21 protein-coding genes are annotated in these 23152 nt (G+C 70.1%); 3 read left to right on the top strand and 18 right to left on the bottom strand.

The genetic code is table 11. The features are described 5' to 3' along the window. Positions 1-260: hypothetical protein (locus KBI44_00835; protein MBP9143001.1), on the top strand; the 260-nt coding region annotated here is incomplete at its 5' end. Positions 261-287: 27 nt separating this feature from the next. Here KBI44_00835 and KBI44_00830 read toward each other — a convergent pair. From KBI44_00830 to KBI44_00770, 13 genes are all read right to left on the bottom strand, one after another. Further along, entirely contained in the window at positions 288-3251 is a 2964-nt protein-coding gene (locus tag KBI44_00830) for a serine/threonine protein kinase (protein MBP9143000.1), read from the bottom strand. 76 nt (positions 3252-3327) lie between these two features. Continuing rightward, on the bottom strand, positions 3328-4059 hold the full coding sequence (locus tag KBI44_00825) for a hypothetical protein (GenBank protein ID MBP9142999.1): 732 nt from the start codon (positions 4057-4059) through the stop codon (positions 3328-3330). 112 nt (positions 4060-4171) lie between these two features. Continuing rightward, positions 4172-5020 carry a DUF4097 family beta strand repeat protein gene (locus KBI44_00820; GenBank protein MBP9142998.1) on the bottom strand — a complete coding sequence of 283 codons (849 nt, stop codon included), beginning with the start codon at positions 5018-5020 and terminating at the stop codon, positions 4172-4174. Positions 5021-5051: 31 nt separating this feature from the next. Further along, entirely contained in the window at positions 5052-5966 is a 915-nt protein-coding gene (locus tag KBI44_00815; GenBank protein MBP9142997.1) for a hypothetical protein, read from the bottom strand. After that, on the bottom strand, positions 5966-6904 hold the full coding sequence (locus KBI44_00810; protein ID MBP9142996.1) for a zf-HC2 domain-containing protein: 939 nt from the start codon (positions 6902-6904) through the stop codon (positions 5966-5968). Before KBI44_00810 ends, KBI44_00815 begins: the two co-directional genes overlap by 1 nt. Beyond that, on the bottom strand, positions 6901-7509 hold the full coding sequence (locus KBI44_00805) for an RNA polymerase sigma factor (GenBank protein MBP9142995.1): 609 nt from the start codon (positions 7507-7509) through the stop codon (positions 6901-6903). Before KBI44_00805 ends, KBI44_00810 begins: the two co-directional genes overlap by 4 nt. Positions 7510-7563: 54 nt before the next feature. Continuing rightward, positions 7564-8031, bottom strand: coding sequence for a hypothetical protein (locus KBI44_00800; GenBank protein MBP9142994.1), 468 nt, complete (start codon positions 8029-8031; stop codon positions 7564-7566). Beyond that, positions 8028-8666, bottom strand: coding sequence for an FMN-binding protein (locus KBI44_00795; GenBank protein MBP9142993.1), 639 nt, complete (start codon positions 8664-8666; stop codon positions 8028-8030). The genes KBI44_00800 and KBI44_00795 overlap by 4 nt, the downstream gene beginning before the upstream one ends. Positions 8667-8670: 4 nt before the next feature. Then, complete coding sequence (locus KBI44_00790) at positions 8671-10182, bottom strand: hypothetical protein (protein MBP9142992.1); 1512 nt, start codon at positions 10180-10182, stop codon at positions 8671-8673. 128 nt (positions 10183-10310) lie between these two features. Beyond that, a complete protein-coding gene (locus KBI44_00785; GenBank protein ID MBP9142991.1) occupies positions 10311-11546 on the bottom strand; it encodes an FAD:protein FMN transferase in 1236 nt (411 codons plus the stop codon). Position 11547: 1 nt separating this feature from the next. Continuing rightward, complete coding sequence (locus KBI44_00780; protein MBP9142990.1) at positions 11548-13566, bottom strand: ferrous iron transporter B; 2019 nt, start codon at positions 13564-13566, stop codon at positions 11548-11550. A 2-nt stretch (positions 13567-13568) separates the two neighbouring features. Further along, positions 13569-13877, bottom strand: a complete 309-nt coding sequence (locus KBI44_00775; protein MBP9142989.1) for a ferrous iron transport protein A — start codon at positions 13875-13877, stop codon at positions 13569-13571. Continuing rightward, on the bottom strand, positions 13870-14364 hold the full coding sequence (locus tag KBI44_00770; protein ID MBP9142988.1) for a transcriptional repressor: 495 nt from the start codon (positions 14362-14364) through the stop codon (positions 13870-13872). Before KBI44_00770 ends, KBI44_00775 begins: the two co-directional genes overlap by 8 nt. A gap of 99 nt (positions 14365-14463) precedes the next feature. On the opposite strand from KBI44_00770, the gene KBI44_00765 reads away from it, so the two are divergent. Continuing rightward, on the top strand, positions 14464-14835 hold the full coding sequence (locus tag KBI44_00765; GenBank protein MBP9142987.1) for a hypothetical protein: 372 nt from the start codon (positions 14464-14466) through the stop codon (positions 14833-14835). 69 nt (positions 14836-14904) lie between these two features. On the opposite strand, the gene KBI44_00760 is transcribed toward KBI44_00765, so the two are convergent. The 3 genes from KBI44_00760 to KBI44_00750 form a co-directional block, all read right to left on the bottom strand. Continuing rightward, the gene (locus KBI44_00760) at positions 14905-16164 is read right to left on the bottom strand and encodes a citrate synthase (GenBank protein MBP9142986.1); all 1260 of its coding nucleotides are present in this window, start codon (positions 16162-16164) and stop codon (positions 14905-14907) included. A 163-nt stretch (positions 16165-16327) separates the two neighbouring features. After that, on the bottom strand, positions 16328-19435 hold the full coding sequence (locus tag KBI44_00755; protein ID MBP9142985.1) for an aminotransferase class III-fold pyridoxal phosphate-dependent enzyme: 3108 nt from the start codon (positions 19433-19435) through the stop codon (positions 16328-16330). A gap of 85 nt (positions 19436-19520) precedes the next feature. After that, positions 19521-19982, bottom strand: coding sequence for a hypothetical protein (locus KBI44_00750; protein MBP9142984.1), 462 nt, complete (start codon positions 19980-19982; stop codon positions 19521-19523). Between the two features lie 119 nt (positions 19983-20101). Here KBI44_00750 and KBI44_00745 point away from each other — a divergent pair, with 119 nt between their 5' ends. Further along, positions 20102-21421 carry a hypothetical protein gene (locus tag KBI44_00745; GenBank protein MBP9142983.1) on the top strand — a complete coding sequence of 440 codons (1320 nt, stop codon included), beginning with the start codon at positions 20102-20104 and terminating at the stop codon, positions 21419-21421. A 183-nt stretch (positions 21422-21604) separates the two neighbouring features. Here the strand turns inward: KBI44_00745 and KBI44_00740 are convergent, their stop codons facing one another. Both KBI44_00740 and KBI44_00735 read right to left on the bottom strand, forming a co-directional pair. Next, entirely contained in the window at positions 21605-22795 is a 1191-nt protein-coding gene (locus tag KBI44_00740; protein MBP9142982.1) for an ABC transporter permease, read from the bottom strand. Between the two features lie 2 nt (positions 22796-22797). Then, on the bottom strand, positions 22798-23152 hold a 355-nt coding region (locus KBI44_00735; protein ID MBP9142981.1), incomplete at its 5' end, for an FtsX-like permease family protein.

The raw sequence follows: 23152 nt of genomic DNA, 5'->3' as shown, positions 1-23152 counted from the left end.
CCGCCGAGTGGACCGCCCCCGAGACCCGCGCCAGCGCCCTCGCCGGCTTCAACGTCGCGGGCTCGCTCGGCTTTGCCCTCGGCCCCGTCGCCGGCGCCTGGGCGCACCGCACTCTGGGCGAGGGCCAGAGCTTCACCGCCGCCTTCGACCTCGCCGCCGCCACCGCCTTAGCCGGAGCGCTGGCCGCCGCCGTCGCCTTCGCGCGCACCCCCCGCAAATCGCCTAGCACCGGCGCCCCCAATTTCCGATCGCCAAGCTGAAAAATCGGTAACTGTCACGAATTTCTCTCAGCTCGGGGAGGGGCCGACTCGGACGCGCTCTTCAGGGTTGCGCGGAGGGGGGTCGAGCGCGGCGAGGTCGCGCTCGGCGGCGAGGGTGCGGGGGTGGAGGGGGCCGTCGTGGGCGCGGAAGCGGGCGACGGCTTCGGTGAGGTCGCGGCGGGCGCGGACGGGGTCGCCGCGTTGCAAGGCAATGCGGGCGCTCGCCTGGAGGAAGTCGTCGAGGCGGGGGGCATCGGAATCCAGCCTGCGGACGACGGCAATCGCGGTCGCGATCTCCTCGTCGGCCAAGGCCAGCGACTTCGCATCCCCCGCCGCCAGCAAGTCGAGGGCGATCTGGTAGCGGGACGCTGCGATCCCCAGGTGCTCGTCCTTGCCGTAGACATGGCGCTCGATAGCGAGCGCCCGGCGATGCTGCGCGAGCGCCACCTCGGGCCGCCCGAGCTCGCGCTCGACCTCGCCCAGATACTTGAGCGCCGAGCGCAGCGGCAGACTCTGCGGCCCGTCGACCCTCTCCGAAACCGCCGCCAGACTCTCGAGCAGGGCCCTCGCCTCTGTGAAGCGGCGCGCCTTGACCAGCGCCCAACCCTGCGACAGCTGCGCGGCGCGCTGCAGCGGCCCGTCGTCGCCGAGGATCCGCCGGAAGCGCTGCTCCGCCTCCACGAACTGCTCGTAGGCGGCATCGAAACGCTCCCGCCCCATCTCGACGAATCCGTAGTAGCGCAGCGCCGATCCGGCGTCGTAGTGCCCGATGCCATCGAGCACCTTCGCGGCGTGGAGAAGAACGCGCTCGGCTTCGTCGTAACGCCGCCGCTCGCTCCAGTGATAGCCGAGCTTGATCTCCCAGAGCGCGACCTCGGGGTGGTCGGGGCCGAGCGCCGACCGGTGGAGATCCAGACCGGAGACGAGCCAGCGCTCGGCTTCGTCCTCGTCGCCGAGGACGTCGAGCATTTCGCCCGCCTGCAGGCGGGCCGAGGCGAGGCGCAGGGGATTGCGCCCTTTGGTCTCGACCAGTGCCGGCAGCGCTTCGCGGACCAGCGGCTCGGCCTCGACGACGCGGCTCGCGTCGATCATCAGCCCGGCGAGACCGAGCCGCCAGTGGGCGATCTCCAGTGGGTCCGGGTCGGGGCCCGACATCCACTGGGCGAGGGAGCGCCGTGCCAACGCCTCGGCCGCTTCCACCTCCAGCTGCTGCCCGAGGATCGAGAACCGCACCTCGGACCATCGCCTTCCGAGCGGCAGCGCGATCGAGTCGATTGCCGGGTAGAGGGCGCGCGCCTCGTCCAGCAGGGCCTTCGCGGGCGCGAGCTCGCCGAGATCGAAATGGATCTCGGACCGCGTCACGAGGCTGGCGGCGAGCTCTTTCGGACCGCTCGCCCCCCTGCCCGAAGCGCGACCCGCGCCACTCCCCCGCCGCAGGGCGATGGCGGCGTCGGCGCGCTTTGCGGCCGGTTCGAAGAGCCCGAGGTTGCGCTCGACCTGCGCGACCGTGTCGAGCAGCTCGGCGCGCACCGCCGGCTCCTCGACGAGCTGCTCCTCGAGGCGGCTAGCCCCTTTCTCGAGAATCTCCCGCGCCGTGATCGTTTCGCCCAGCGTCTGGCTCGGGTCGGCCTCGCGGAAGAGCTCGATCAGGAAAGTCTGCACACGATCGGCCCGGCGCGCCTCGCCGCGCGCCAGCTCCGCCTGCCAGAGAACGACGCCGATGCCGGCGACCAACGCCGCAGCGAAGACGATGCCCGCCGCGACGCCGAGGCTGTGACGGCCGATGAACTTCCTCGCCCGGTAGCTCGCGCTGTCCGGCTGCGCCTTCACCGGGCGGCCGTCGAGAAAGCGCCGCAGATCGTCGCGCAGTGCGGCCGCCGAGGGGTAGCGCCGCGCCGGCTCGCGGTGGAGCGCTTTGAGCACGATCGAGTCGAGATCGCCGGCGAGCCGCGGCGCGAAGCCGCGCAGGATCTCGCGCTCCGGCTCGGCCTCGCCCGCCCCGGCGGCGACGACCGACGGCCGCTCGAGGGTCTCCGAATCGACCGCGCGCACCAGCGCCGGCAGCGGCCGCCCGGCGCGGTCGAAAGGCGGGCGGCCGGTCAGCAGCTCGAAGAGGAGGGCGCCCATCGAATAGACGTCGGTCGCCGTCGTCACGGCCTCGCCGAGGATCTGTTCCGGCGCGGCGTAGGCGGGGGTGAGCGGCTGCCCGCCGAGCTGGGTCTGGCGCTCGTCGAACGCCTCCGGCTGCAGGAGCTTCGCGATGCCGAAGTCGAGCAGCTTCACCCGGCCGCTCGCGGTCACCAGGATGTTGGTCGGCTTGAGATCGCGGTGCACGACGAGCTGGCGGTGCGCCGCATCGACGGCGTCCGCCACTTCGATCATCAGGCGGATGCGGGTCTCGAGCGGTGTGAAGCGGCGCTCGCACCACTCGGTGATCGGCAGGCCCTCGACGTGCTCGAGGACGAAATAGGGATCGCCGTCGTCGGTCGAGCCACCGTCGAGCAGGTGGGCGATTCCCGGATGCTCCAGGCGGGCGAGAATCTGGCGTTCGCGCAGGAAGCGCTCGGCGATGGCGTGCGAATCGAGGCCGGCACGGATCCGCTTCAGGGCGACGCGCTGCTCGAACTCGCCGTCGGAGCGTTCGGCGAGGAAGACCTCACCCATGCCGCCTTCGCCAATGCGGCGCACGAGGCGATAGGGACCGATCGTCTCGGCGTCTTCGATCGTCATGGCGACGACGTCGGCGCCGGCCGCCGCGTCTCCCTCGAGCCGGGCGACTCCCGACTCGAGCGCCGAGGCGACGAAGACCGGCGCGCGGGCGAGAAGCGGCGCACCGATGAGCTCCTCCTCCGTTCGATCGGCGGCGAGCAGCTCCGCAAGAAACCGGGCGAGCTCCGGGTCGGTGGCCGCAACTGCGGCGAGGCGCGCCGCGCGCACCTCCGCGCTCTCCTCCACGAGCTCGTCGAAGATCGTCTCCCAGCGGTTCTTCATCTGCTGACCAATACCCTCCGCTGCTGGATGCGCGGGCGGCCGACGCTGGGGGACAGGGGGCGCGAACGTCCTCGATTCACGATGCCGTCGGGCCGGACCTGGGGGGGGTCGCCTTGCCATCGAGGGCGGCACGCAGAAAGGCCTGCGCCCGCCGCCAGTCGCGCTTCAACGAGCGCTCGCTGCGCTCGACGATCGGGGCGATCTCCTCGAGTGCGAGACCGGCGAAGAAACGCAGTTCGACCAGGTGCGCGAGCTCGGGGCTGGCGCGCTCGAGCTCGCCCAAGGCGCGGTCCAGCGCCAGCATCTCGATCGACAGCGTCCCTCCCGGATCGGCCAACCGATGCGCCGCCTCTTCGAGCTCGATCGGTACGACGCCGCCCCCTCGCTTCTCGGCGTCGCGACGGCGGGCGAAGTCGACGATGACGTGGCGCATGACGCGCGCGGCGAGATTGAAGAAGTGGGCGCGGTCGGCGGGCGCCGCGCCGGCCGGACCAGCGAGCCGCAGGAAGGTCTCGTGTACCAGGGCGGTGGTGTCCAGCGTCTGCCCGGGGCGCCCATGCACCGACAGCTGGACGTGCGCCAGCCGCTTGAGCTCGGAGTAGACGCGGTCGTAGAGCGCCTCGGAGGCGCGCCTCTCGCCGCTCCGCGCGGCGGCCAAGAGTGTGGTGACGTCTGAAGGCGGAGCCAGGCTTGGCTCCGTTTCGGACCGCGGAGCCAGGCTTGGCTCCCTTGCGGACCGCGGAGCCAGGCCTGGCTCCGCTTCGGAAACCGGGCTCGAGCCGGTCTCGTCGGCCTTCTCTGCACACATGAAAGGGGACTCTACTCCAGCTGCGGAACAGAGCCCCCTTCCCCGGAGCGGCGATCGGCGATCGGCGATCGGCGACCCCGCGCTGGCGGCTGCCGCCCTGCGACGACGCGGGCTAGTTCTTGGCGCGCCGCAGGAGGATGTCGCCGTTGAACGTCTTGAACAGGATCTCGGCGCCGCCGCCGTTGATCTTGCCCCGCATCTCGCGCTCGATGACGACGTGGGTCCGGCCCTTCTTCGGCTTCTCGTCCACGCCGGCGACCGTTTCGGTCGTCACGGACACGTCGAAGTCGGAGTAGATCTCGCCGTTGACCGAGCTCATCCGGACGTCGGCCTTGAGGTCGGCGGGAAAGGTGATGTCGACATCGCCGTTCAAGGTCGAGAAGGCCATCGGCACCGCCGCCATGGCGCCGCGGAAGACGACCTGCACGTCGCCGTTCACCGTCGTCGCGGAGACCGGGCCGCGGACGTTCTTCACTCGGATCTCGCCGTTGGTATTGCTGACTTCGACCTCGCCGTCGATGTTCTCGACCTCGATATCGCCGTCGTTGACGGTCGAAAGGCGCACGGTGCTCCCGACCGGGACCTGGATCTCGAGGTCGACGGGGCGGGCCCAGGACTCGGCCGAGATCGATACCTTGTTGCTCTCCTGCTCGGCCTCGAGACCGATCGACGTGTTCGGGATCCGGCGCATGCCGGCGCGATCCCCCGGCAGGTCCCGATCGTCTTCGTCCTCGTCCTCGGCGCGCGAGAGGGCCTCGATGACGACCTCGCGGGTCGTCGTTCCGGTGACCTGGATCGAGCCCATCACCAGCGAGACTTCGAGCTCCGCCGGCTTCGACGGATCGGAGAGCGGCACCGTCAGGCGTTCGGCGGCTCCCGGCGTCGCTGTCAGCAGCCATGCGAAGAGGGCCGCGGTCCCGGCTTTCAGGGTGGTTCTTGCCATCTTTTCCGTCAGGCTCATGATTCTCATCTTCCGTCTCCCGAAGCGGGCGTCAGGAACGCTCGCGAATGGTGATGTCACCGTTGACCGTCTTGCAGACAAGCTCGATCCCGCCGCCACCGATCGTGGCCGCGGTCGTGCCGCCCATTGCGTGGTGATTCCGCCCGCCGGACTTCGAGCGTTCGCTCGTCGTCGGGAGCTTTCCCAGCTCGAACGGGAAGTCGGTATAGACCTCGCCGTTCAGCGTCGCGAAGGTGAGCTCGGCGCCGAGCCCCTTCGGAAACGCCAGTTCGATGTCGCCGTTCACGGTGCCGAACCGGCAGTCGCCGGCCGGAGCTGCCGCGAAGTCCACCTTCAGCTCGCCGTTCACGGTGTTGGCGTCCACTTCACCCGCCACCCGGACCAGCGTCACGTCGTCGTTCACATGGCCGACCTCGAGATGGCCAACCGTGCCGGTGATACGGATCGCGCCTTCGTTCACGTTCTCGACCTCGAGGTCGAGGTTCTTCGGCACCTTGAGAGTCCAGTCGAAGCGCACCTGGTAGTCGCGGTCGGCCCTGCCGTCGTGGTCGCAGCAGCAGTCGCCGTCTCGCCGGCGCTCGCCGCCCTGGCAGCGCCACGGCCCGCCCTGGACGAGCTCGAGCCGCCCCGGGTTCTCGGTCACCTCGAGCACGACCTCCTGGCGGGCGCGCGCCATCCCGGCGGCGTTCCTGGCGATGAACGTCTGCTTCAGGGACAGCTCGACGGTGTCGCCGCTCGCGGCCTCGATGTCGATCGAGCCCGTGACGTTGTCCACCACCAGCGTCCGCTGGCCCGAGACGGCTGCGAGGGTGAAGGTCCGGGTGACGGTTTCCCGCTGCTCGAGCGCCGCGAGCGGCGGCGCGAAGAGCGACGCCCAGAGAAGACCGAGACCGGCGAAGGCAGCGAGGAGATGCCCTGCGGGTGGGGCGAGGCGAACGAGGTTCATCAGGCGCTCCTTCCGAGGCGGTCGCGGAGATAGCCGCGCACCACCGGGTCGAGTTGATCGTTGGCGAGTAGCTGCTCGAGGTCGTGCCGGGCCGCGGCGGTGCCCGATTCGAGGAGGAGATCGATGAGCGACAGGGCGACGAGCGGCGAGTCCTGGCGCGCGACCGCCGCGACGAACTCGCTCCGGCGGTCGTCGCGCGCCGCGAGCGGCCGCAGCGCCTCGAGCGCCGCGAGCCGGACGTTGACGTTCGGATCTTCGAGCAGCCGGGCGAAGAGCGCCGCCACGATCTGCTCGCGCTCCGCGGCCGGTGCGGCCCTTGAGGCGGTCGAGTCGGGTCGGCTCTCCTCCTCCCGGCGGCCCTCTCCCCGGAGATTGCCGAAGTCGAGCGATACGGCGGCGTCCCGGCTGTAAGCGACGCCCTGGAGGCGCTCCGAGACCGAGGCCTTCTCGAGCAGCGAGAGCGCCACCATCGTGTGCAGGTCACCCACCTCGCGGCGCAGAAGGGCGACATCGTCCCCCTGCCGGCTGAAGGTCAGATAGCCGAGGCCAAGGCCGAGGAGGAGCATCGCCGCGAGCGGCAGGAAGCGGCGGAAGGGGGCGGGCCGCGCAGCAAGGGTCGGTGCCTGCGAACGGTCCGACGCCGACTCCGACGACGCTCCCCCATGGCCATGGAACGCGAGCGGCGCGTTCTCCGGTCTGTCCCGCTCGACGGCGAGCGCGGCATCGAACCGCGCGCGCATCCGCTGCGAGGGAACACCCTCGCCGGGAGCGGCCAGACCGTCCCAGAGCTGGGCGACGAGCGCGGCCTCGGCGGTGCAGGTTTCGCAGCCGGCGAGATGGGACTCGAGCTCGCTCATCTCGGCGGGCGTCAGCGCGCCGCTCAACCGCGCCGTCAGGCGCTCCTGCATCGTTTCGCATGCAAACGTCCGGCTGGTCATTCGACCTCCTTTGCCGCGCTCCCTGGCGCCAGCGGAGCCGGGTCGGCGAGAAACGCCTCCTTGAGCTCCTTCAGTGCCCGGTGAACCCGGACCTTCACTGCCCCTTCCGAGATGCCGAGCAACTCGGCGATTCGGTCGTACTTCAGCTCCGAGAAGCGCGCCATCAGCAGAATCTCGCGCTTGTCGGCGTGCAACTTCGCGAGTGCCCGCCGCAGCTTCGCCTCCTGCTCGGAGCGCTCGAGGCCGGCGATCGGATGCGGCAGGTCGGCCTGCGGTTCCGGGGCGTCCGGATTCTCGGGCAGCTCTTTCGGCCGCGCCCGGTAGAGGTCGGTCGCGGCGTTCCTCGCCAGGGTGAACATCCAGGGCACGAAGTCGGATTCGCTGCGGAACGTGTGGCGGTACTTGAGCATCCGCACGAAGACCTCCTGCACGAGGTCCTCGGCCGCCGAGCGGCTGCGGGCGAGGCGCAGGAAGAAATGGAACAGACGCTGGTGGTGGCGCTCGAAGAGCTCCCCCAGGAGGGCGACGTCCCCGTCGCGCACCCGGCCCATGAGCTGGCTGTCGTTTGGAGCCAGCGGAGCCAGCGGGCTGGTGGGCGTTTTCATGGCGGCGATTCCGGAGCTCATGCTGCCCGGAACTACCGCAGCAGCCGGGAAAGGTTACCGCGGACGGCCGCCGGGAGGTCGCGGCGACTCCGGCCGGGCCGGACGAACGAACCGCGAAGAGAGCTGGTGCGCGAGGTAGCCCCCGAGCCAGAGGCCGGAGGCGGCGAGGTGGATCACCAGCCAGGCCTGCCGCCAGGAAGGGTCGGTCGCCGTCTGCAGGAGATAGCCGGAGGCGATCATCGGCGCCGCCGTCGCGACCAGGGCGAGCCCGCTCCGGCGGCGCGCGGCGGCACGCAGTCGCACGCCGGGCCAGGCATGCGTTTTCCAGACCAGGCCGATCGCGAAGACCAGGAGCGGCGCCGCGAGAACATGGAGGTGCTGCACTTGCGGTTGCCAGGGGTGATTCACCACCGCGAACGGATCCTCCGGGCGGACGAGGTAGCGCATCCAGGCGTAGACCAGACCTCCCCCGCCCACCAAAAGCGTCGCGAGGTGGAGCAACCAGGCCTCGAAGCGGGTCATCGCTGTGGCCGCGCCAGAGGCGGCACAGGAGGTGCCGCGCTGCGTGCCGCGACCTGCGCGTGCACCGCCAGCGCGCGGCGGGCAGCGTCGGTCGTCACCCGGGCGGTGAGCGTCGCTCCGGTCACCGGCCGGATGCCGCGGCCGAGCTCGGTTTCGGGCGCGAGCTTGCGCCCGCCGAACTGCTCGTACCACTCGACCCGCGGCAGGTAGTCGGGGGGCTCGTCGAAAGAGAGCACCTCGATGCGGAGGATGCCGCCCGCAGGATCGATGGCGACCATCACCGTCTCGGCGAGCGTGCGCACCCGGTGGGTATCGAAGTAGGCGGTGCCGCAGGCCTCGCCGCCGCCCTTCCCTTCCGGGGCGCCGGCCCCTCCCTCGAGCCGTCGCGCACGATAGGGATGGACGACCGCGGAGGCGAGCTCGGTGCCGGCGAGCTCGCGGGCGGCGGAGGCTTCCGCCGCAGTGAGGTAGACCGTCTGCCGTTCGATGGTGCAGCCGGGGAAGGCGAGCGCCAGCGCCTCTTCGGGGGAGAGCAGCACCTTCGCCGCCGCCGGCGTCGCCGACAGGGCCAACGACAGGGACGAAACTGCGAGCCCTGAGGCGAGCGCCAGCGGAGCGAAGGTCGTTCTTCTCATCGGCTCAGAAGATATAGCCGAGCGCGAGGTTCCACTGATCGACGCCGGTGCCGGCGCCGTTCTCGACGTCCTGCCAGTCGGCCTTGAAGATCAACTGCTCGATCGGCTTCCAGTTGACGCCGAGGGTGAGCGTTTCGATCTCGTTGGCAGGGTTGCGACCGAACCCGGAGGGGACCGCTGCCTGCGTGTCGTAACTCTCGAACCGCGCGAACGGGATGAGCGCCTGCCGGCTCTCCACGAGCGAGAGCACGTCGTAGCCGGCCTCGACGTAGTAACCGGAGAGCTCTTCGCCGACCGACCTGTTGCCGGAGAGCGCGAGCCTCTGGTTGAGGCGGGCGACGCCGTCGAGGTCGCCCTCCACCCAGAGACCGCGCAACTGGAACCCGTGGCCGCGCCACTCGGCATGGAGTTCCAGGAGCCGCGTGTCGACGCTCAACTCGCCGGAAGCGTCGGCCAGCCCTTGCGCCGAGTCGCCGAGGTAACCCGAGACGCCGGCCACGAAACCCGGGATCGCGGTCCAGTCGATCCTTCCCACCCAGGCGAGGTTCTCGGCGACCGCTTTGGCCCCGTTCTGGCGCGAAGAGCGCAGCCCACCGGCGGCGAAGCGCTCGGCTTCGAGGCCGTTCATGAGATAGGTCCGGTAGGTGATCGGCCCGACCTCGCCGAAGATGCCGGCGCCGTTCTCGCGCCAGGTGGTGGGGAGGATCGCCTGCTCGATGCCCGGACGACGCGCCCCGAGGTAGGTCGTCGGTTCGTGGAGCTCGTTGATGAAGCCCATCGGCACCAGGAGGAGGCCCGCGCGGACGTTGATTTCTGGTCGGATGCGGCGTTCGAGGTAGGCGAACTCGACGGCCACTTCGCCGCGCTGCCCCTCGCCCGCCTTGGCGTGTTCCCACTCGATCTCCGAGTTGAAGAGCCAGTCGTCGTTCCACTTGTAGCCCACGTAGAGGACCGCGCGCAGGAAGTCGAGCTCGTCCTTCCTGCCCGAGTCGACGCCGTCGTCCCGTTGCGCGGCGAATCCCTGATAGACCATCTCGCCGTAGCCGCCGATCGACAGCCCCTGCTCGATGGCGTAGACCTTGGACGCCGCCGGGCCGAAGCCGGTATCGGAGATGCCGCCGCCCGCTGCGGCGACCGCCGGCGCGCTCTCACCGAGGCGCATCTGCTCGAGCTCGCCCGCCAGGAGGTCGATCCGCCGCGCCAGCTCGGCGACCTCGGCTGCCGATGCCACCGCTGCCGTGGACGTCGACGCTGCCCCCGGCGCCGGAGTCGCAGCCTCAGCGGCTTTCGGCGTCGCGGCAGCCGCCTGCAGCGCGGCGATCGCCGCCCTGAGCTCGGCGACCTCGGCGGCGAGGCGGTTCAGCTGCTCGGTGCTCGTCGGACTGCTTGCCGAAGTGGCTGGTGCGCCGCCGGCCGGAGGCGTGGACTGCGCGAAAGCAGAACTCGTCAGCGCGATTCCGACCGCGAGCGCCAGGGCGCCCGAGATTCGTCTGCCCGAAGGCGACTTTCCGTGCATGAACTAGACTCCCCTTGTTGCATGGCCTTGGGCGGTAGTGCCGAAGGCTGTGGGACCGAGAGGGCGGCGGCCGCGGACTTTCCCGAGACCAGGCCGTGCGCCCTCGCTTCTACGCCTGCGAAAATCCCCTAAGAAGATCCAACGATCGTGTCGATGAGGAGGTCGGGCGAAAGAGCCCGCGCCCGTGCCGCGAGCCCCTGGGTGACCAGGGCGCGCAGTCCGTGCGGCTCGACGAGGAGCAGGACCGCCTCGCCCTGGCGGTCGCGACTCCAGCGCGCCGCGAGCGCCGCGCCGCGCTCCGGCCCGAGGACGAACAAACCGGTCGCGCGGCAGTCGGCGGTGGCGGCCAGCGGCGCGAAGACCGTGGCACTGCCGAAGTCCGGCGCCGGCCGGCCGCTGCGTGGATCGAGCAGGTGGCCGACAGGGATCCCCCCGACGGTCGCACCGCGCTCCGAATTCGCGGAGGTCGCGACCGACCCGAAGGCGGAGTCGATGGTCAGCTCGAGAACGGTACGCGAGCGATCGCGCGGGTCGGCGAGGCGGACGGCGCGCGGTTCGCCTCGCCCGCTCCAGGCCAGCTGACCGCCGAAGTCGAGCTCGATCTCGGCCCCGGGCGCGAGCGCCTGGGCCGCGGCCAGGGCGGCGTCGAGCCCGGCCCCCTTGCCGAACCCGCCCTCCTCGAGGCGGAGCCCGCCCGGCTGGACGATCTCGCGGCGCTCCGGGTCGAGCTCGAGCCGGCCGGCACCCACGCCACTCCGGGCGGCTGCGATCTCGGCCTCGGTGGGGAGCCGCCCGCCCGTGCGCAGGCCCCAGGCTTCGACGAGCGGCGCGATGGTCGGGTCGAACGCCCCGCCGGTCTCGCGCCAGCAGGTGAGGGCCGTCGTCATGGCGGTCCAGGCGAGCGGCGAGAGGGCGACCCGCGATCCGGGCGGCGCAGCATGGAATGCCGCGAGCTCGCTCGTCGCGCGCCAGGTCGAGAGACGGCGCTCGGCATCCTCCACGGCCGCGACGATCGCTTCACTGGCCGCGAGGCCGCTCGGGCGGTCGGGACTCTCGATCGTGATGGCGAGGCGCGTGCCCATCGCCGCGACGTCGCGCTCCACGAGCTCGGCCTCGAGCGGCGAGGCGACGCCGGCCATCAGAGCCATCAGCGCCATCAGGGCGAAGAGCGCGCCGAGCCCTGGCGCCGCGAGGGCGACGAGGAGCGGGCGCGGGGTGCCCGGGCGGCCCGCCTTGGGGCACCCGGAGCACGGCAGCGACGGGGATTTCGGCCGGCGAAAGAGGCGGCGCAGCAGGAGCGCCAGGGCCAGTCCGGCGGCGCCGGTCACCAGCCAGAACTGAGGATCGGACACCGGCAGAGTCATTTCAGGCGATCCCGGCGAGCTTCAGTCCATGAAACGCCAGGAACGCTCCGATCCAGGCCACGCCGGTCATCCAGAGAAACTGCAGCAGCGCCCAGTTCCAGCTCTTCATCTCCCGTCGGACGGTCACGACGGTCGCCAGACATTGCATCGCCAGAACGAAGAAGACGAGCAGGGATATGGCTGTCGCCGTGGTCAGCAGCGGCGTGCCGTCGTCGCGTCTGGCGCGGTGAATGCGCTCGAGGATGCCGGCGTCCTCCCCGTCCGGCGACCCCACCAGGACGGCGAGCGTCGAGACGAAGACTTCGCGCGCCGCGAAGGCGGTGAGCACGCCCATGGTCAGGCGCCAGTCGTAGCCGAGCGGCGCGAACAGCGGCTCGACAGCACGGCCGAGCTTGCCGGCGAAGCTCGCCTCCTGCTGATGCGAGAGGGTGAGGCCGGCCGCTTCGGCAGCGAGGCGCGCGGCAGCGGCAGGCTCGGCCGCGGCGAGCGTCTCGGCCTGCGCCGTGAGAGCGATCGCCGCCGCTGGCGGCTCCACCTTCGGATAGGCCGAGAGCCACCACATCACGAAGCAGATCGCGAGAATCACCGTCCCGACGGTGCGCAGGAACGACCAACCCTGCTCGAGGGCGTTGGCGAAAGCGACCCGGAGCGAGGGCCATTTGTAGCTCGGCAGCTCGAGCACCATCGGGCGCGATTTGCCCGGCAGGAGGGTGCGCCGGACGAGGAAGGCGCTGCCCATCGCGGCGATCGCGCCGAGCAGGTAGCAGGCGGCGAAGGCGATGCCGGCAAGCAGCGGCCGGTCAGCGAAGAGGAAGTTGGTCAGCAGAACGTAGACCGGAAGGCGCGCCGAGCAGCTCATGAAGGGCGCCACCAGGATCGTCGCGAAGCGGTCGTGGCGGTCGGGAATCAATCTCGTCGCGAGAATTCCCGGGATGGCGCAGGCGTGACTCGAGAGCAGCGGCACGAAGGCGTAGCCGGGCAGACCGAAGCGGCAGAGCAGGCGGTCCATGACGAACGCCGCGCGCGCCAGGTAGCCGGTGTCCTCGAGGATCGTGATCAGAAAGAAGAGAAGACAGATCTGCGGCAGGAAGACGACTGTACCGGAAACCCCGCCGATGAGCCCGCCGACGATCAGATCGCGCACCGCGCCGGCCGGAATCCGGGCCTCGAGGAAGCCGCCCAGATTGGCGAAGATCGCCTCGATCAGATCCATCGGGACGCTCGCGACGGCGAAGATCACCCAGAACAGTGCCGCCATCACCAGATGGAAGATGACGAGGCCCAGGATCGGATGCGTGAAGGTCTCGTCGATCCGGTCGAGCAGCGTGTCGCTCCCGCTGCCCACGGCGTGGGCTCCGCCGACGCTCTCGCCGACGACGGTCTCGGCCCAGAGCTCGAGCTCCTCGGAGGAGATCGCCTTGCGGTTCGCCTCGCGCGGCCGCACCTCTCCTTCGGCGCAGATCTGCGGCAGCGCGGCCAGGAGATGGTCGACGCCCTTGCCGCTGCGCGCGGCGATCGCAATCACCGGCGCGCCGATCGCGCGCGACATCTTCTCGAGATCGAAAGAGAGGCCGCGCCTGTGGGCCAGGTCGATCATGTTGAGCGCGACCACGAACGGAATGCCCTCGCGCGCCAGCTCGCCCACCAACATCAGGTGGCGCGAGAGATTCGTCGCGTCGGCCACGATGATCGCTGCCGCTGGCAGCAGTCCGTCGGCGCCGGTGACAGCGTTGGCGGCGACTTGCGACTCCGGCAGATCGAGCTTCAAGCTGTAGAGGCCCGGCAGATCGACGACGTCGAACGCCTCGGTGCGGCCGGCCCCGAGCGGCAGCTGGAGCCGCCCGACGCGCAAGTCGGTCGTCGTGCCGGGGAAGTTCGCCGTCTTGGCGCGCATCCCGCAGAGGCGGTTGAAGAGCGTGGTCTTGCCGGTGTTGGGGTTGCCGAGCAGCAGCAGACGGCGCAGCGGTGCGTTCCGACTCGCCCCGGCGCGGGCTGGTGTCACCGGGGTGGCGACGCTCATGGCTACTGCTTCGCCGTCTCGGTGGTGTCGCCGGCAGCGGCGTCGGCGGGAGTGCTCGCGACGACGAGGCGCACGGCGACGCTGCGCGCCAGGCCGATGCGCGTCGAGCGCACTTCGACGATACACGGGTCGCCGCTGGTTCGTACCTTCAGCCGGCAGCCCTCGGTCATCCCCATCGCCGCCAGCAGGCAGGCTTCGCCCTCCGAGAGCTCCTGGCAGGAGAGCCGGGCGGTGCTGCCGACCGGCAGGTCCGCGAGACGTTGCAGGACCGGCAGGCGGGCGGGGATCTTGCCGTTCCAATCCTCAGACATGAATTTCGGCTCCGGTGCCCGGCTGCCGGGCGGCTTCGCTCGCTGGATGATTCGCGTCGGCGCAGGTGCGGCAGATACCCAGGATCTGCAGCTGGTTCTGGCGCCCTTCGAAGCCGTGCGCGCGGCAGATCTCGCCGAGCAGGGCGGTGATGCCGGGGCTCACGAACTCGACCATCCGGCCGCAGCAGCGGCAGGCCATGTGGTCGTGGCGTTGCCCCGAGTGCAGGTGCTCGTAGAGGTAACTGCGCCCGGAAAGCCGCACTTTGTGCGCCAGGCCGGCCTGGACGAGCAACTCGAGATTGCGGTAGACGGTGGCGCGGGAGATCGCGAGGCCTCGCTGGTGCACGGCGGCGAGGATGGAGTCCGCGTCGATATGACCGTGCTGTGCGAAGATTTCCCGGATGAGCGCCCGCCTTTCGGCCGTCGCACGCAGTCCGCGGGAGCGGAGGAATTCGAGGAACTGCTCTTCTTCGCGCATGGGTAGCATGGAGTTGAGACTCTATCTCAACAAGCGAGAGGAATTCTGGACGAGTTCGGTCCTCTTTGTCAAACCGCGATGGGGTAGTCCACGTAGACTTCACCACTCATGACGACCCGGATCCGGTTGCCGCGTCATCACCGCTCGCCCTTCCAGCGGCTGCCGCTGCCGACCTGGCTGCGGGTGATCGTCATCACGCTCGGTTGGCTGATGATCCTGGTCGGCATCGCCGGCCTCTTCCTGCCGATCCTGCAGGGCGGCCTCATGCTCGCGCTGGGCCTCGCGCTGCTTTCGATCGGCAGCCAGACGATGCATCTCTGGTTCCGCAGCATGATGGGTCGCTGGCCGCGGATCTGGAAGCGCCTCGAGCGATTCCGACGCAAGATCCACTTCCGGCTCCACAAGGCGAGCGGCGTCGCCAAACGCGACGCCCGGGAGGCCGCGGAATCGGACGCACCCCTCCCGCCCGAAGTGCCCTGACGGGTACCGCGAGAGGGAGGGCCCGCCGCGCCGCGACGTCACACGACGACGGCTGTCGAAGAATCCGGCCTAGCGCTGGTCGACCGGGACGTAGGCCCGTTCGGTGGCGCCGGTGTAGATCTGCCGCGGGCGGTTGATGCGCGAACCCTGGTCGCGCATCTCCTTCCAGTGGGCGATCCAGCCCGGGAGCCTGCCGAGCGCGAACATCACCGTGAACATGTCGGTCGGAATGCCCATCGCGCGGTAGAGGATGCCGCTGTAGAAGTCGACGTTCGGATAGAGCTTGCGTTCGACGAAGTAGTCGTCCTTGAGCGCGACTTCCTCGAGCTTCATGGCGATCTCGAGCATCGGGTCGTTGATGCCCAACTCCGCGAGCACGTCGTCGGCGGCGTTCTTCAGGATGCGCGAGCGCGGGTCGAAGTTCTTGTAGACCCGGTGGCCGAAGCCCATGAGCCGGAAGTTCGAGTTCTTGTCCTTCGCCATGTCGACGTACTTCTTGTAGTCGCCGCCGTCCTTCTGGATGTGCTCGAGCATCTCGATGACCGCCTGGTTGGCGCCGCCGTGGAGCGGCCCCCAGAGGGCGCAGATGCCGGACGACATCGAGGCGAAGATGTTGGCGCCGGAGGAGCCCACCATGCGCACCGTCGAGGTCGAGCAGTTCTGCTCGTGATCGGCGTGCAGGATGAGCAGGAGGTTCAGCGCCTTGTCGAGGGTCGGCGAGACCACGAACGGCTCGGCCGGCACCGCGAACATCATGTGCAGGAAGTTCTCGGTGTAGGAGAGGTCGTTGATCGGGTACATGAACGGCTGTCCGATCGACTTCTTGTAGGAGAAGGCGGCGACCGTCTTCGCCTTGGCCAGCAGGCGCACGATGTTGAGATCGACGTCGTCGGCCTCGGAGTAGTAGGTCGAGAACGACGCCACCATCGCCGAGAGGATCGCCATCGGGTGGGCGTTCGGCGAGAAGCCCTCGAAGAACTTCTTCATGTCCTCGTGGATGAGGCTGTGCCTCGTGAGCTTCTCTCTCCAGGTCGCGAGCTCCTGCTTGTTCGGCAGGTGGCCGTAGATCAGCAGGAAGGCGACCTCGGTGAAGCGCGCCTGCGCGAGCTCCTCGATCGGATAACCGCGGTAGCGCAGGATCCCCTTGTCGCCGTCGATGAAGGTGATCGCGCTCTTGCACGATCCGGTGTTGCCGTAGCCGTCGTCGATCGTGATCGCGCCGGTCTTGTCGCGCAGCTTCGAGATGTCGATGCCGACCTCGCCTTCGCTGCCCACGACCACCGGAAGCTCTTGCTCCGCGCCATCCAGGATCAGTTTCGCCGTGCTCATCTCGTACCGCCTCTCGTGACTTGTCGCTCGGACACTGCCGCAAGAATATGCCGCGGCGCGGCACATTCTATCTTTCACGCCACAACTGGAACAAGGATACGAGCGCCCGGGGCCGGGACCGCCCGCCCGAAAGGAGAGCCCCGCCCCGCCCGTCTTCCCGGAGTCAGGGGGCCGCGGCCACCTCGGTCAAAGCGGTCTCGAGGCGCTCGAGGAGAAAATCGGCATCCGCGGCGGAAAAACAGAGCGGCGGGCGGATCTTGAGGACGTTGTGAAAGGGCCCGTCGGTGCCCAGGAGCACGCCGAGCTCGCGCATCCGGTTCGCGACCTCGCCGGCCTCCGCCCCCGCCGGCTCGAGCGTCGTGCGGTCGCGCACCAGCTCGACCCCCAGAAAGAGGCCGGCACCGCGCACGTCGCCGATCAGCGGGTGCCGCGCCGCGAGGCGCCGCAGTCCCCGCAGCAGCCGGCTGCCGACCTCGGCAGCGTTCGCCTGCAGCCCCTCCTCTTCGGTGACCTCGAGCGTCGCCAGAGCGGCGGCGCAGGCGGCGGTCGAGCCGCCGAAGGTCGAGAAGTACTCCATGCCGTTGGCGAACGATCGCGCCACCGCGGGGGTCGTGACGACCGCCCCCATCGGATAGCCGTTGGCAATCGGCTTGCCGAGCACCACGATGTCCGGCGTCACGCCGTAGCGCTCGAAGGCCCAGAAAGTCTCTCCGGTGCGACCAAAGCCGGTCTGCACCTCGTCGGCGATGCACAGTCCGCCGGCGGCACGCACCGCAGCGTAGACGGCGGGAAGGAAGCCCTCCGGGAGGACGATCTGGCCGCCGACGGAGGGCATCGACTCCGCGAGGTAGCCCGCGATCCGGCGCCCGCGGGCGTGCGCCGACGCGATCACCTCGGCGACGCGCGCGGCGTACCGGGCGCCGGGGTCGGTGGGGTCGGAGGGATCGGCCCGGTACTCGCCGCGGTAGGTGTCGGGCAGCGGCGAGACGTGCACCCAGTCGGGCGGCCCTTCGCCCCCGGGGCCCGAGTGCTTGTAGGGCGAGAGGTCGACGAGCGCGGTCGTGTGCCCGTGGTAGGCCCCGGCCATCACGACCATGTCGCGGTGGCCGCTGTGGCCGCGCGCCAGCCGGAGCGCGAGCTCGTTCGCCTCGCTGCCGCTGGCGGTGAAGTAGCAGACCGAGAGCGGCTCCGGGAGCTTCGCCGTCAGCCGGCTCGCATAGCGCAGGATCGTCTCGTGCAGGTAGCGCGTGTTGGTGTTCAACAGGGCGAGCTGCGCGCTCGCCGCGCGCACCACCTTCGGATGGCTGTGCCCGACCTGCGGCACGTTGTTGTAGGCGTCGAGGTAGCGCTGCCCATCGGCATCCCAGAGCCACTGTCCGAAGCCGCGCACGAGATGGAGCGGTTCGCGATACGCCACGCTGAGATTGGCGCCGAGGCGCTTCTCACGCCGGGCGACCAGGTCCTCGACTGCGGGCGGCGAGGCCGGGAAGAGCGTCTCCGGGACGCGCGCGAGGAGGTTCGGATCCGGGCAGAGATTCAGCCAGAGCGCGCGCTCCGATGGCAGGCAGGAGCCGATGAAGTCGCCTCTCTGGTCGAGCATGTCGAGAACGATCTGCAGGTGCAGGTGCGGTGGCCAGTTGCCGTTCTCCGGAAAATCGCCCAGGGTCGCGAGACGATCGCCCTGGCGCACCGCCTGCCCGACCGCGAGACCGGCGAGCGACGCCGCGCTCAGGTGGCCGTAGAGCGTGTGGAAGCACAGCGCGCCGGCCTCGTCCGCGACGCGATGCTCGAGCACGATGCAGGGGCCGTAGTCGAACGGCGCGGCGTTGTTCGCGAAGCTGTGCACGACGCCGGAAAGCGGCGCCCGCACCGGCGTTCCCGCAGGCAGGAAGACGTCGAGGCCGAGATGGACGGTCCGCCACTCGTCGCGGTCGTTGCCGCGATGGCGGAAGGCCGCGCTCTCGTAGACCGGCCGGGCCTCGTCGTAGCCGCCGATGGCGGCGGACGCTCCGGCCTCGCGGATCCGCCCGAAGAGGCGCGCCGTCCACGCCGGGAGATCGGCGCGCTCCGCCGGCGAACCGAGCTCCGGACTGCCGACGCTCCAGTCGGAGTGGAGCAACCGGGCGGTGGCGAGATCGGGCTCGACGAGCGGCGCGAGCCGCTCGCGGTGGGCCCGCAGCCAGGCGACGACCCGCGGCGAGTCGGGATGCGCCGGCAGGCCGCAGGCGGCGCGGTACTTGTAGAGCGCCAGGCGAGGCTCGACGGCCGAGAGCCTCTCGAGGAGCTCCCAGGCGCGCGACTCGCTGATCGTGAGGTAGCGGTTTCCCGGCTCGACCGTCGCCTGGTAGGCCGAGTTCGTCACGCTGACGCAGAGCCGCAGGCAGACGAGCGCGTGGACGACCTCGAGCTCGGCCGCCTCGAGCGGCCAGGCGGCGTGGTAGCCGGCGAGCAGGCGGGCGATCCCCGCCACCGGATCGGGGAGCCCCATCGTCGCGTACGCCGCGGCGATCGCCGGCTCGCAGACGACGTTCGAAAAGCAGAGGTCTCCGAAGTCGATCACGCCGGCGACGGCGCGCCCGCCCGCCCTCGTGCGGTCACCCCGGGGGGCCGCGTGCACGAGGATGTTGTTGTCGTTGGCGTCGTTGTAGATCACGCCCTGGCGCAGGAGCGCGAGGGCCGGACGGACGCGGTGGTCGAAGTCGGCCAGCCAGCGCTCGACCAGCGCCCGGCGGCCTGCGCCCTCGATGTGGTGCAGATAGTCACGGATCCAGCCGGCGCGGCGCAGATCCCACTTGAGATCGCGCTGGGCGGCCGGGGATTCGAACCCGGCGAGGCCGCGATCGATCGCCCCCAGGGTCGCACCCAGGCTCTCGAGGAGCGGCGCGCGCGGCCGGTTGCGGGCGGCGACGTCGGACCAGAGCTCCCCCGGCAGGAAGGTGAGGAGTCGCGCCCAGTGGCGCTCGCCCGAGGGCGCTTGCGCCTCGACGATCGTCGCGCCGTCGCGCGCCGGGACGGCGCGCTGCAGGGCGAGGCCGGGCTCGCGCACAGCGAGGTGGGCGAGCACCGCGTGCTGCAGTTCGAGGTTGGCGCGCGCCTCGCCGGCGTGGGCGATCTTGAGCACGAAGCTCCCGCTCGCGAGATCGACGCGGAAATTGAGGTCGCGTTCGCCGGGGAGAGGCACGACCTCGCCGGGGAGTCCGAAGCGCTCCCAGACGAGGCTTCGGGCGTCCTCCGGCGAGAAATCGGGCAGCGGGCTGTGGATTTCGGGCATGGCCCGATCTTAGCGTCCGCGAAACACGGCAACCGCTCCCATCACTCCCCCCGGCCGCCGACCTCGCCGCAGCGCCCGGGCAAACTCAGTCCGGGTTCGTGGTGATGCGGATCTTCAGCTTCTTCGCCTTGTCGATGCCGTACTTCAAGGTCGAGAGCGTCACCGTCTGCTGCTCGTGGCGCTGCTCGCTGTCCAACCCCTCGTCGCCTTCGTAGCCGTCGATGACCTTGCCGTCGCCGTCGACCCATTCGACCTCGAACCGCGCCTCCCAGTCGTTCGTCGAATCGTTGGTGAACTCGAGCTGGATCTGGACGTCGGCGAGGTACTTGTTGTTCCCGGGCCGCATGAAGGTCGACTTGGTAACGCCGCCCTGGCGCACCAGGCGCAGCCGGTGGAGCGTGACCGGTCCGTCGGTCGAAGCGAGCTCGATCCATTGATCGAGCGCGAAGGGAACGGTCTTTTCGACCGTTCCGGCCAGGGCCGCGGCAGACGAGCCGAGGGCGGCGGCGAGAGCCAGGGTCGGGCGAAGTGAGCGAACGATGCGCATGCGGGCCTCCTTGGGAAGAGGGGTCATTCTAGCCACCCCGCGACCGCCGCGCGCGCCGCTCCTGCGGTCGCATCGCGATGCGATACCGACCCGGAGCGGGCGCCGGTAGCGTTGCCACCATGATCTCCCGACCGAACCCGACCGCTCGACCCGGCTCCTTCCAATTGCGCCCCTTCGAGGCGCCCCCACTCGCCGCGCTGCTCGCCGCCGCCGCCCTCCTGCTGCTGCCCCCGCCCGCCTCGGCCGTCAAGCGGCGCGCCTTCGTGACCTCGGGCACCGGCACGGGCGACCTCGCGAGCTGGCCCGGTGCGTCTGGAGCTCCCGGCGCGACGGCCCTCGAGCACGCCGACTCGATCTGCCGCGTCCACGCCGCCTCCGGGCTGCTACCGAACGCGAACACCTATCGCGCCTGGATCTCAACCGACGAAGCCGACGCCTACTGCCACGTCCAGGGGCTCGACGGAACACGCTCCTCCGGCTGCAACGGCGCTGCGCTACCCGGCGGTGGTCCGTGGTACCTCGCCAACGGCATCACGCCGTGGAGCGGCACGCTCGACCAGATGACCGGGCCAGAGGCTCTCCTGTATCGCCCGATCTCCCTCGACGAGAACCTCGACGAGATCTCGAGCGAGTTCTCCGAGCGGCTGATCTGGACCGGCACGAACCGCTCAGGACAGGCCTTCTCCACCCTGCAGTGCGACGACTGGAGCGCGAGCGCGGGCGCCTCCACCGGCGCCACCGGAGATGCCCAGGGGGTCGGGGAGCGCTTCACGCGCGCCTTCTCGCCGACGTGCGACAGCTCGAACCACCTGCTCTGCCTCGAGCCCGGAACGAGCGAAACGGTCACCCCGCGCTGGGCTCCGGGGGCGCTCGCCTTCGCGAGCTCGGTGCGCGGCACCGGAGACCTCGGAAGCTGGCCCGCGGCCGACGGACTTGCCGGAATCGACGCCGGCTTCCGCATCTGCCGGAATCTGGCCGCGGCCGCCCACCTGCCGGCGCCGGCGTCCTTCGTCCCCTGGCTGTCGACCAGCCTGGTGGACGCCGTCGATCGCCTGACCACCGACGGGCCGTTCCGGCGCCCCGACGGTCTCATCATGGCGCTGGACGTCGCCGAGCTCGTCGGCCCCGCCTTTCCGCGCAACAGCCTGCACCAGCAGGAGGACGGTCGCTACCTCGACGGCGGCCACGACCGGGTGTGGACGGGGAGCCTCGCGGACGGCACCGGCGACGGCTACCTGTGCGATGACTGGACGAACGATGTCTCCGGCCACGGCCGTTCCGGCGGCGCCAACGTCGGACGCGTCTTCGAGTGGACCGACGACAACAACTACTTCTGCTCGAATCAGCAGCGCCTGTACTGCTTCTCGAACGTCATCACCCTCTTCTGGGACGGCTTCGAGAGCGCCACGACGGAGCGCTGGACGACCGCCGTGCCGTAGCCGGAACTTCCGCAGCGAAAAAGAGGGACAGGCACCACTTTCCTGAAAAGTGGTGCCTGTCCCTCTTTTCTTAGAGACGCTTCCCAGGGGTGCTCTGGCGCTCGGGATCCAAAGTGGGCGACCACGCCTCAAATAGGAGCCCGCTTTGGATCCCGAGTGCCGGAGTGCCCCAGCTGCGGGTTTCTACGCCTCGCGCAAAGCTGCAGTCACCGGCAGGCGCGCCGCGCGGATGGCCGGAAAGAGCCCCCCGATGAGCCCCATGACCATGGCGTAAGAGATCCCGATGAGGAGCAGCTTCGGCGTCACCGCGAACTTGAAGGCAACCTGGGAGAAGCTCTGCCAGTTGAGCGTCGCCGCCTGGAAGCCGTCGAAGCCGAAGTAGGCCGCGATCGCCCCGAGGATGCCACCGACGAGCGACAGCACCAGCGACTCGGCGAGCACCGAGACCACCACCGGCGCGCTGCGGAAACCGATCGCGCGCAGGGTCGCGATCTCGCGCGTGCGCGCCGAGACCGCCGAATACATCGTGTTGAGGGCGCCGAACACCGCGCCGAAGCCCATCAGCACCGCGATGATCGTCCCCAGCCCGGTGATGATCGCCGTCAGGCCCTTCGACTGGCCGGCGAAATAGTCGCGCTCCGTGTCGACCTGCACGTCCAGCCGCGGATCGGTGGTGATCGCGTCCTTGAAGGTCTGGAACTCGCTCTTGGAGGTGAGCTTCGCCCGCACCGACTGGAAGAAGTTGCCCCGGTTGTAGGCCGGCTGCAGCACCGCCGCGTCGCTCCAGATCTCCGACTCGACCACCGAGCCGCCGTCCTCGAAGATGCCGACCACCGTCCAGTCGTTCTGCCCCCAGCGATTCGTCGTGCCGAGGTCGAGACCGCGGAACTCGCGCTGCGCGGCGCGCCCGACGATCACCTCGTTGCGTCCGGGCTCGAACATCCGCCCCTCGACGATCTTCAGGGTGCCGCGGACTTCGAGCGCCTTGGCCTGCACGCCGCGCAGCGGGACGTTGGCGTCGGTGCCGGTCGAGCGCTTCGGAACGTTGATCACCACGAAGAGCTCGGCCGAGGCGATCGGCCCCTGGGCGTCGCGCGCGACCCCCGGAGCCTGCTTGACGATGTCGGTGTCTTCACGGCCGAGGCCGGACATCATCTCCGAGTCGTTGCCCGAGCGCATGATCATGGCGACGTCTTCGCGCCCGCCGGAGCTCATCGTGGCGCGGAAGCCCTCGCCGATCGACAGTACGCCGACGAAGACCGCGACCACGCCGGCGACGCCGAAGACGGTCGCCAGCGAGGCGCCGCGGCGCTCGCCGATGGTGCGCAGGTTGAGCGCCGTGACGACGGCGATCTGGGAAAGTGCGTTGCTCATGCTCAGGCCCTCCTCAGGGCGTCGACGATCCTCAGCCGCCGGGCCTGGAGCGCCGGCAGGGCGCCGGTCACCAGTCCGAGGATGAAGATCAGGGCGACACCGAGCACGATCTGCTGGGTCGGGATGTAGAAGATGGGCAGCGCCCCCTTGGTCGGGTCACCCAGGGAGACGAGGAACGCACCGATGGCGAAGCCGATGCCGCCGCCGAGGCAGGCGATGAGGCACGACTCGGCGAGCACCAGGGCGAGCACCTGGCCGCCGTTGAAGCCGAGCGTCTTCAGCACCGCGAGCTCGTTGGTGCGCTCACGCACCGACTGCGCCATGGTGTTGCCGGCCACCAGCAGCATGGTGAAGAAG

This window comes from Thermoanaerobaculia bacterium (assembly GCA_018057705.1).
Taxonomy (GTDB): Bacteria; Acidobacteriota; Thermoanaerobaculia; order Multivoradales; family JAGPDF01; genus JAGPDF01.
This window is presented reverse-complemented; position numbering and strand designations above follow the sequence as displayed.

Coding starts and splice junctions, on each gene's coding strand:
- KBI44_00830 (MBP9143000.1), bottom strand. CDS start 3,251: ATGAAGAACCGCTGGGAGACGATCTTCGACGAGCTCGTGGAGGAGAGC.
- KBI44_00825 (MBP9142999.1), bottom strand. CDS start 4,059: ATGTGTGCAGAGAAGGCCGACGAGACCGGCTCGAGCCCGGTTTCCGAA.
- KBI44_00820 (MBP9142998.1), bottom strand. CDS start 5,020: ATGAGCCTGACGGAAAAGATGGCAAGAACCACCCTGAAAGCCGGGACC.
- KBI44_00815 (MBP9142997.1), bottom strand. CDS start 5,966: ATGAACCTCGTTCGCCTCGCCCCACCCGCAGGGCATCTCCTCGCTGCC.
- KBI44_00810 (MBP9142996.1), bottom strand. CDS start 6,904: ATGACCAGCCGGACGTTTGCATGCGAAACGATGCAGGAGCGCCTGACG.
- KBI44_00805 (MBP9142995.1), bottom strand. CDS start 7,509: ATGAAAACGCCCACCAGCCCGCTGGCTCCGCTGGCTCCAAACGACAGC.
- KBI44_00800 (MBP9142994.1), bottom strand. CDS start 8,031: ATGACCCGCTTCGAGGCCTGGTTGCTCCACCTCGCGACGCTTTTGGTG.
- KBI44_00795 (MBP9142993.1), bottom strand. CDS start 8,666: ATGAGAAGAACGACCTTCGCTCCGCTGGCGCTCGCCTCAGGGCTCGCA.
- KBI44_00790 (MBP9142992.1), bottom strand. CDS start 10,182: ATGCACGGAAAGTCGCCTTCGGGCAGACGAATCTCGGGCGCCCTGGCG.
- KBI44_00785 (MBP9142991.1), bottom strand. CDS start 11,546: ATGACTCTGCCGGTGTCCGATCCTCAGTTCTGGCTGGTGACCGGCGCC.
- KBI44_00780 (MBP9142990.1), bottom strand. CDS start 13,566: ATGAGCGTCGCCACCCCGGTGACACCAGCCCGCGCCGGGGCGAGTCGG.
- KBI44_00775 (MBP9142989.1), bottom strand. CDS start 13,877: ATGTCTGAGGATTGGAACGGCAAGATCCCCGCCCGCCTGCCGGTCCTG.
- KBI44_00770 (MBP9142988.1), bottom strand. CDS start 14,364: ATGCTACCCATGCGCGAAGAAGAGCAGTTCCTCGAATTCCTCCGCTCC.
- KBI44_00765 (MBP9142987.1), top strand. CDS start 14,464: ATGACGACCCGGATCCGGTTGCCGCGTCATCACCGCTCGCCCTTCCAG.
- KBI44_00760 (MBP9142986.1), bottom strand. CDS start 16,164: ATGAGCACGGCGAAACTGATCCTGGATGGCGCGGAGCAAGAGCTTCCG.
- KBI44_00755 (MBP9142985.1), bottom strand. CDS start 19,435: ATGCCCGAAATCCACAGCCCGCTGCCCGATTTCTCGCCGGAGGACGCC.
- KBI44_00750 (MBP9142984.1), bottom strand. CDS start 19,982: ATGCGCATCGTTCGCTCACTTCGCCCGACCCTGGCTCTCGCCGCCGCC.
- KBI44_00745 (MBP9142983.1), top strand. CDS start 20,102: ATGATCTCCCGACCGAACCCGACCGCTCGACCCGGCTCCTTCCAATTG.
- KBI44_00740 (MBP9142982.1), bottom strand. CDS start 22,795: ATGAGCAACGCACTTTCCCAGATCGCCGTCGTCACGGCGCTCAACCTG.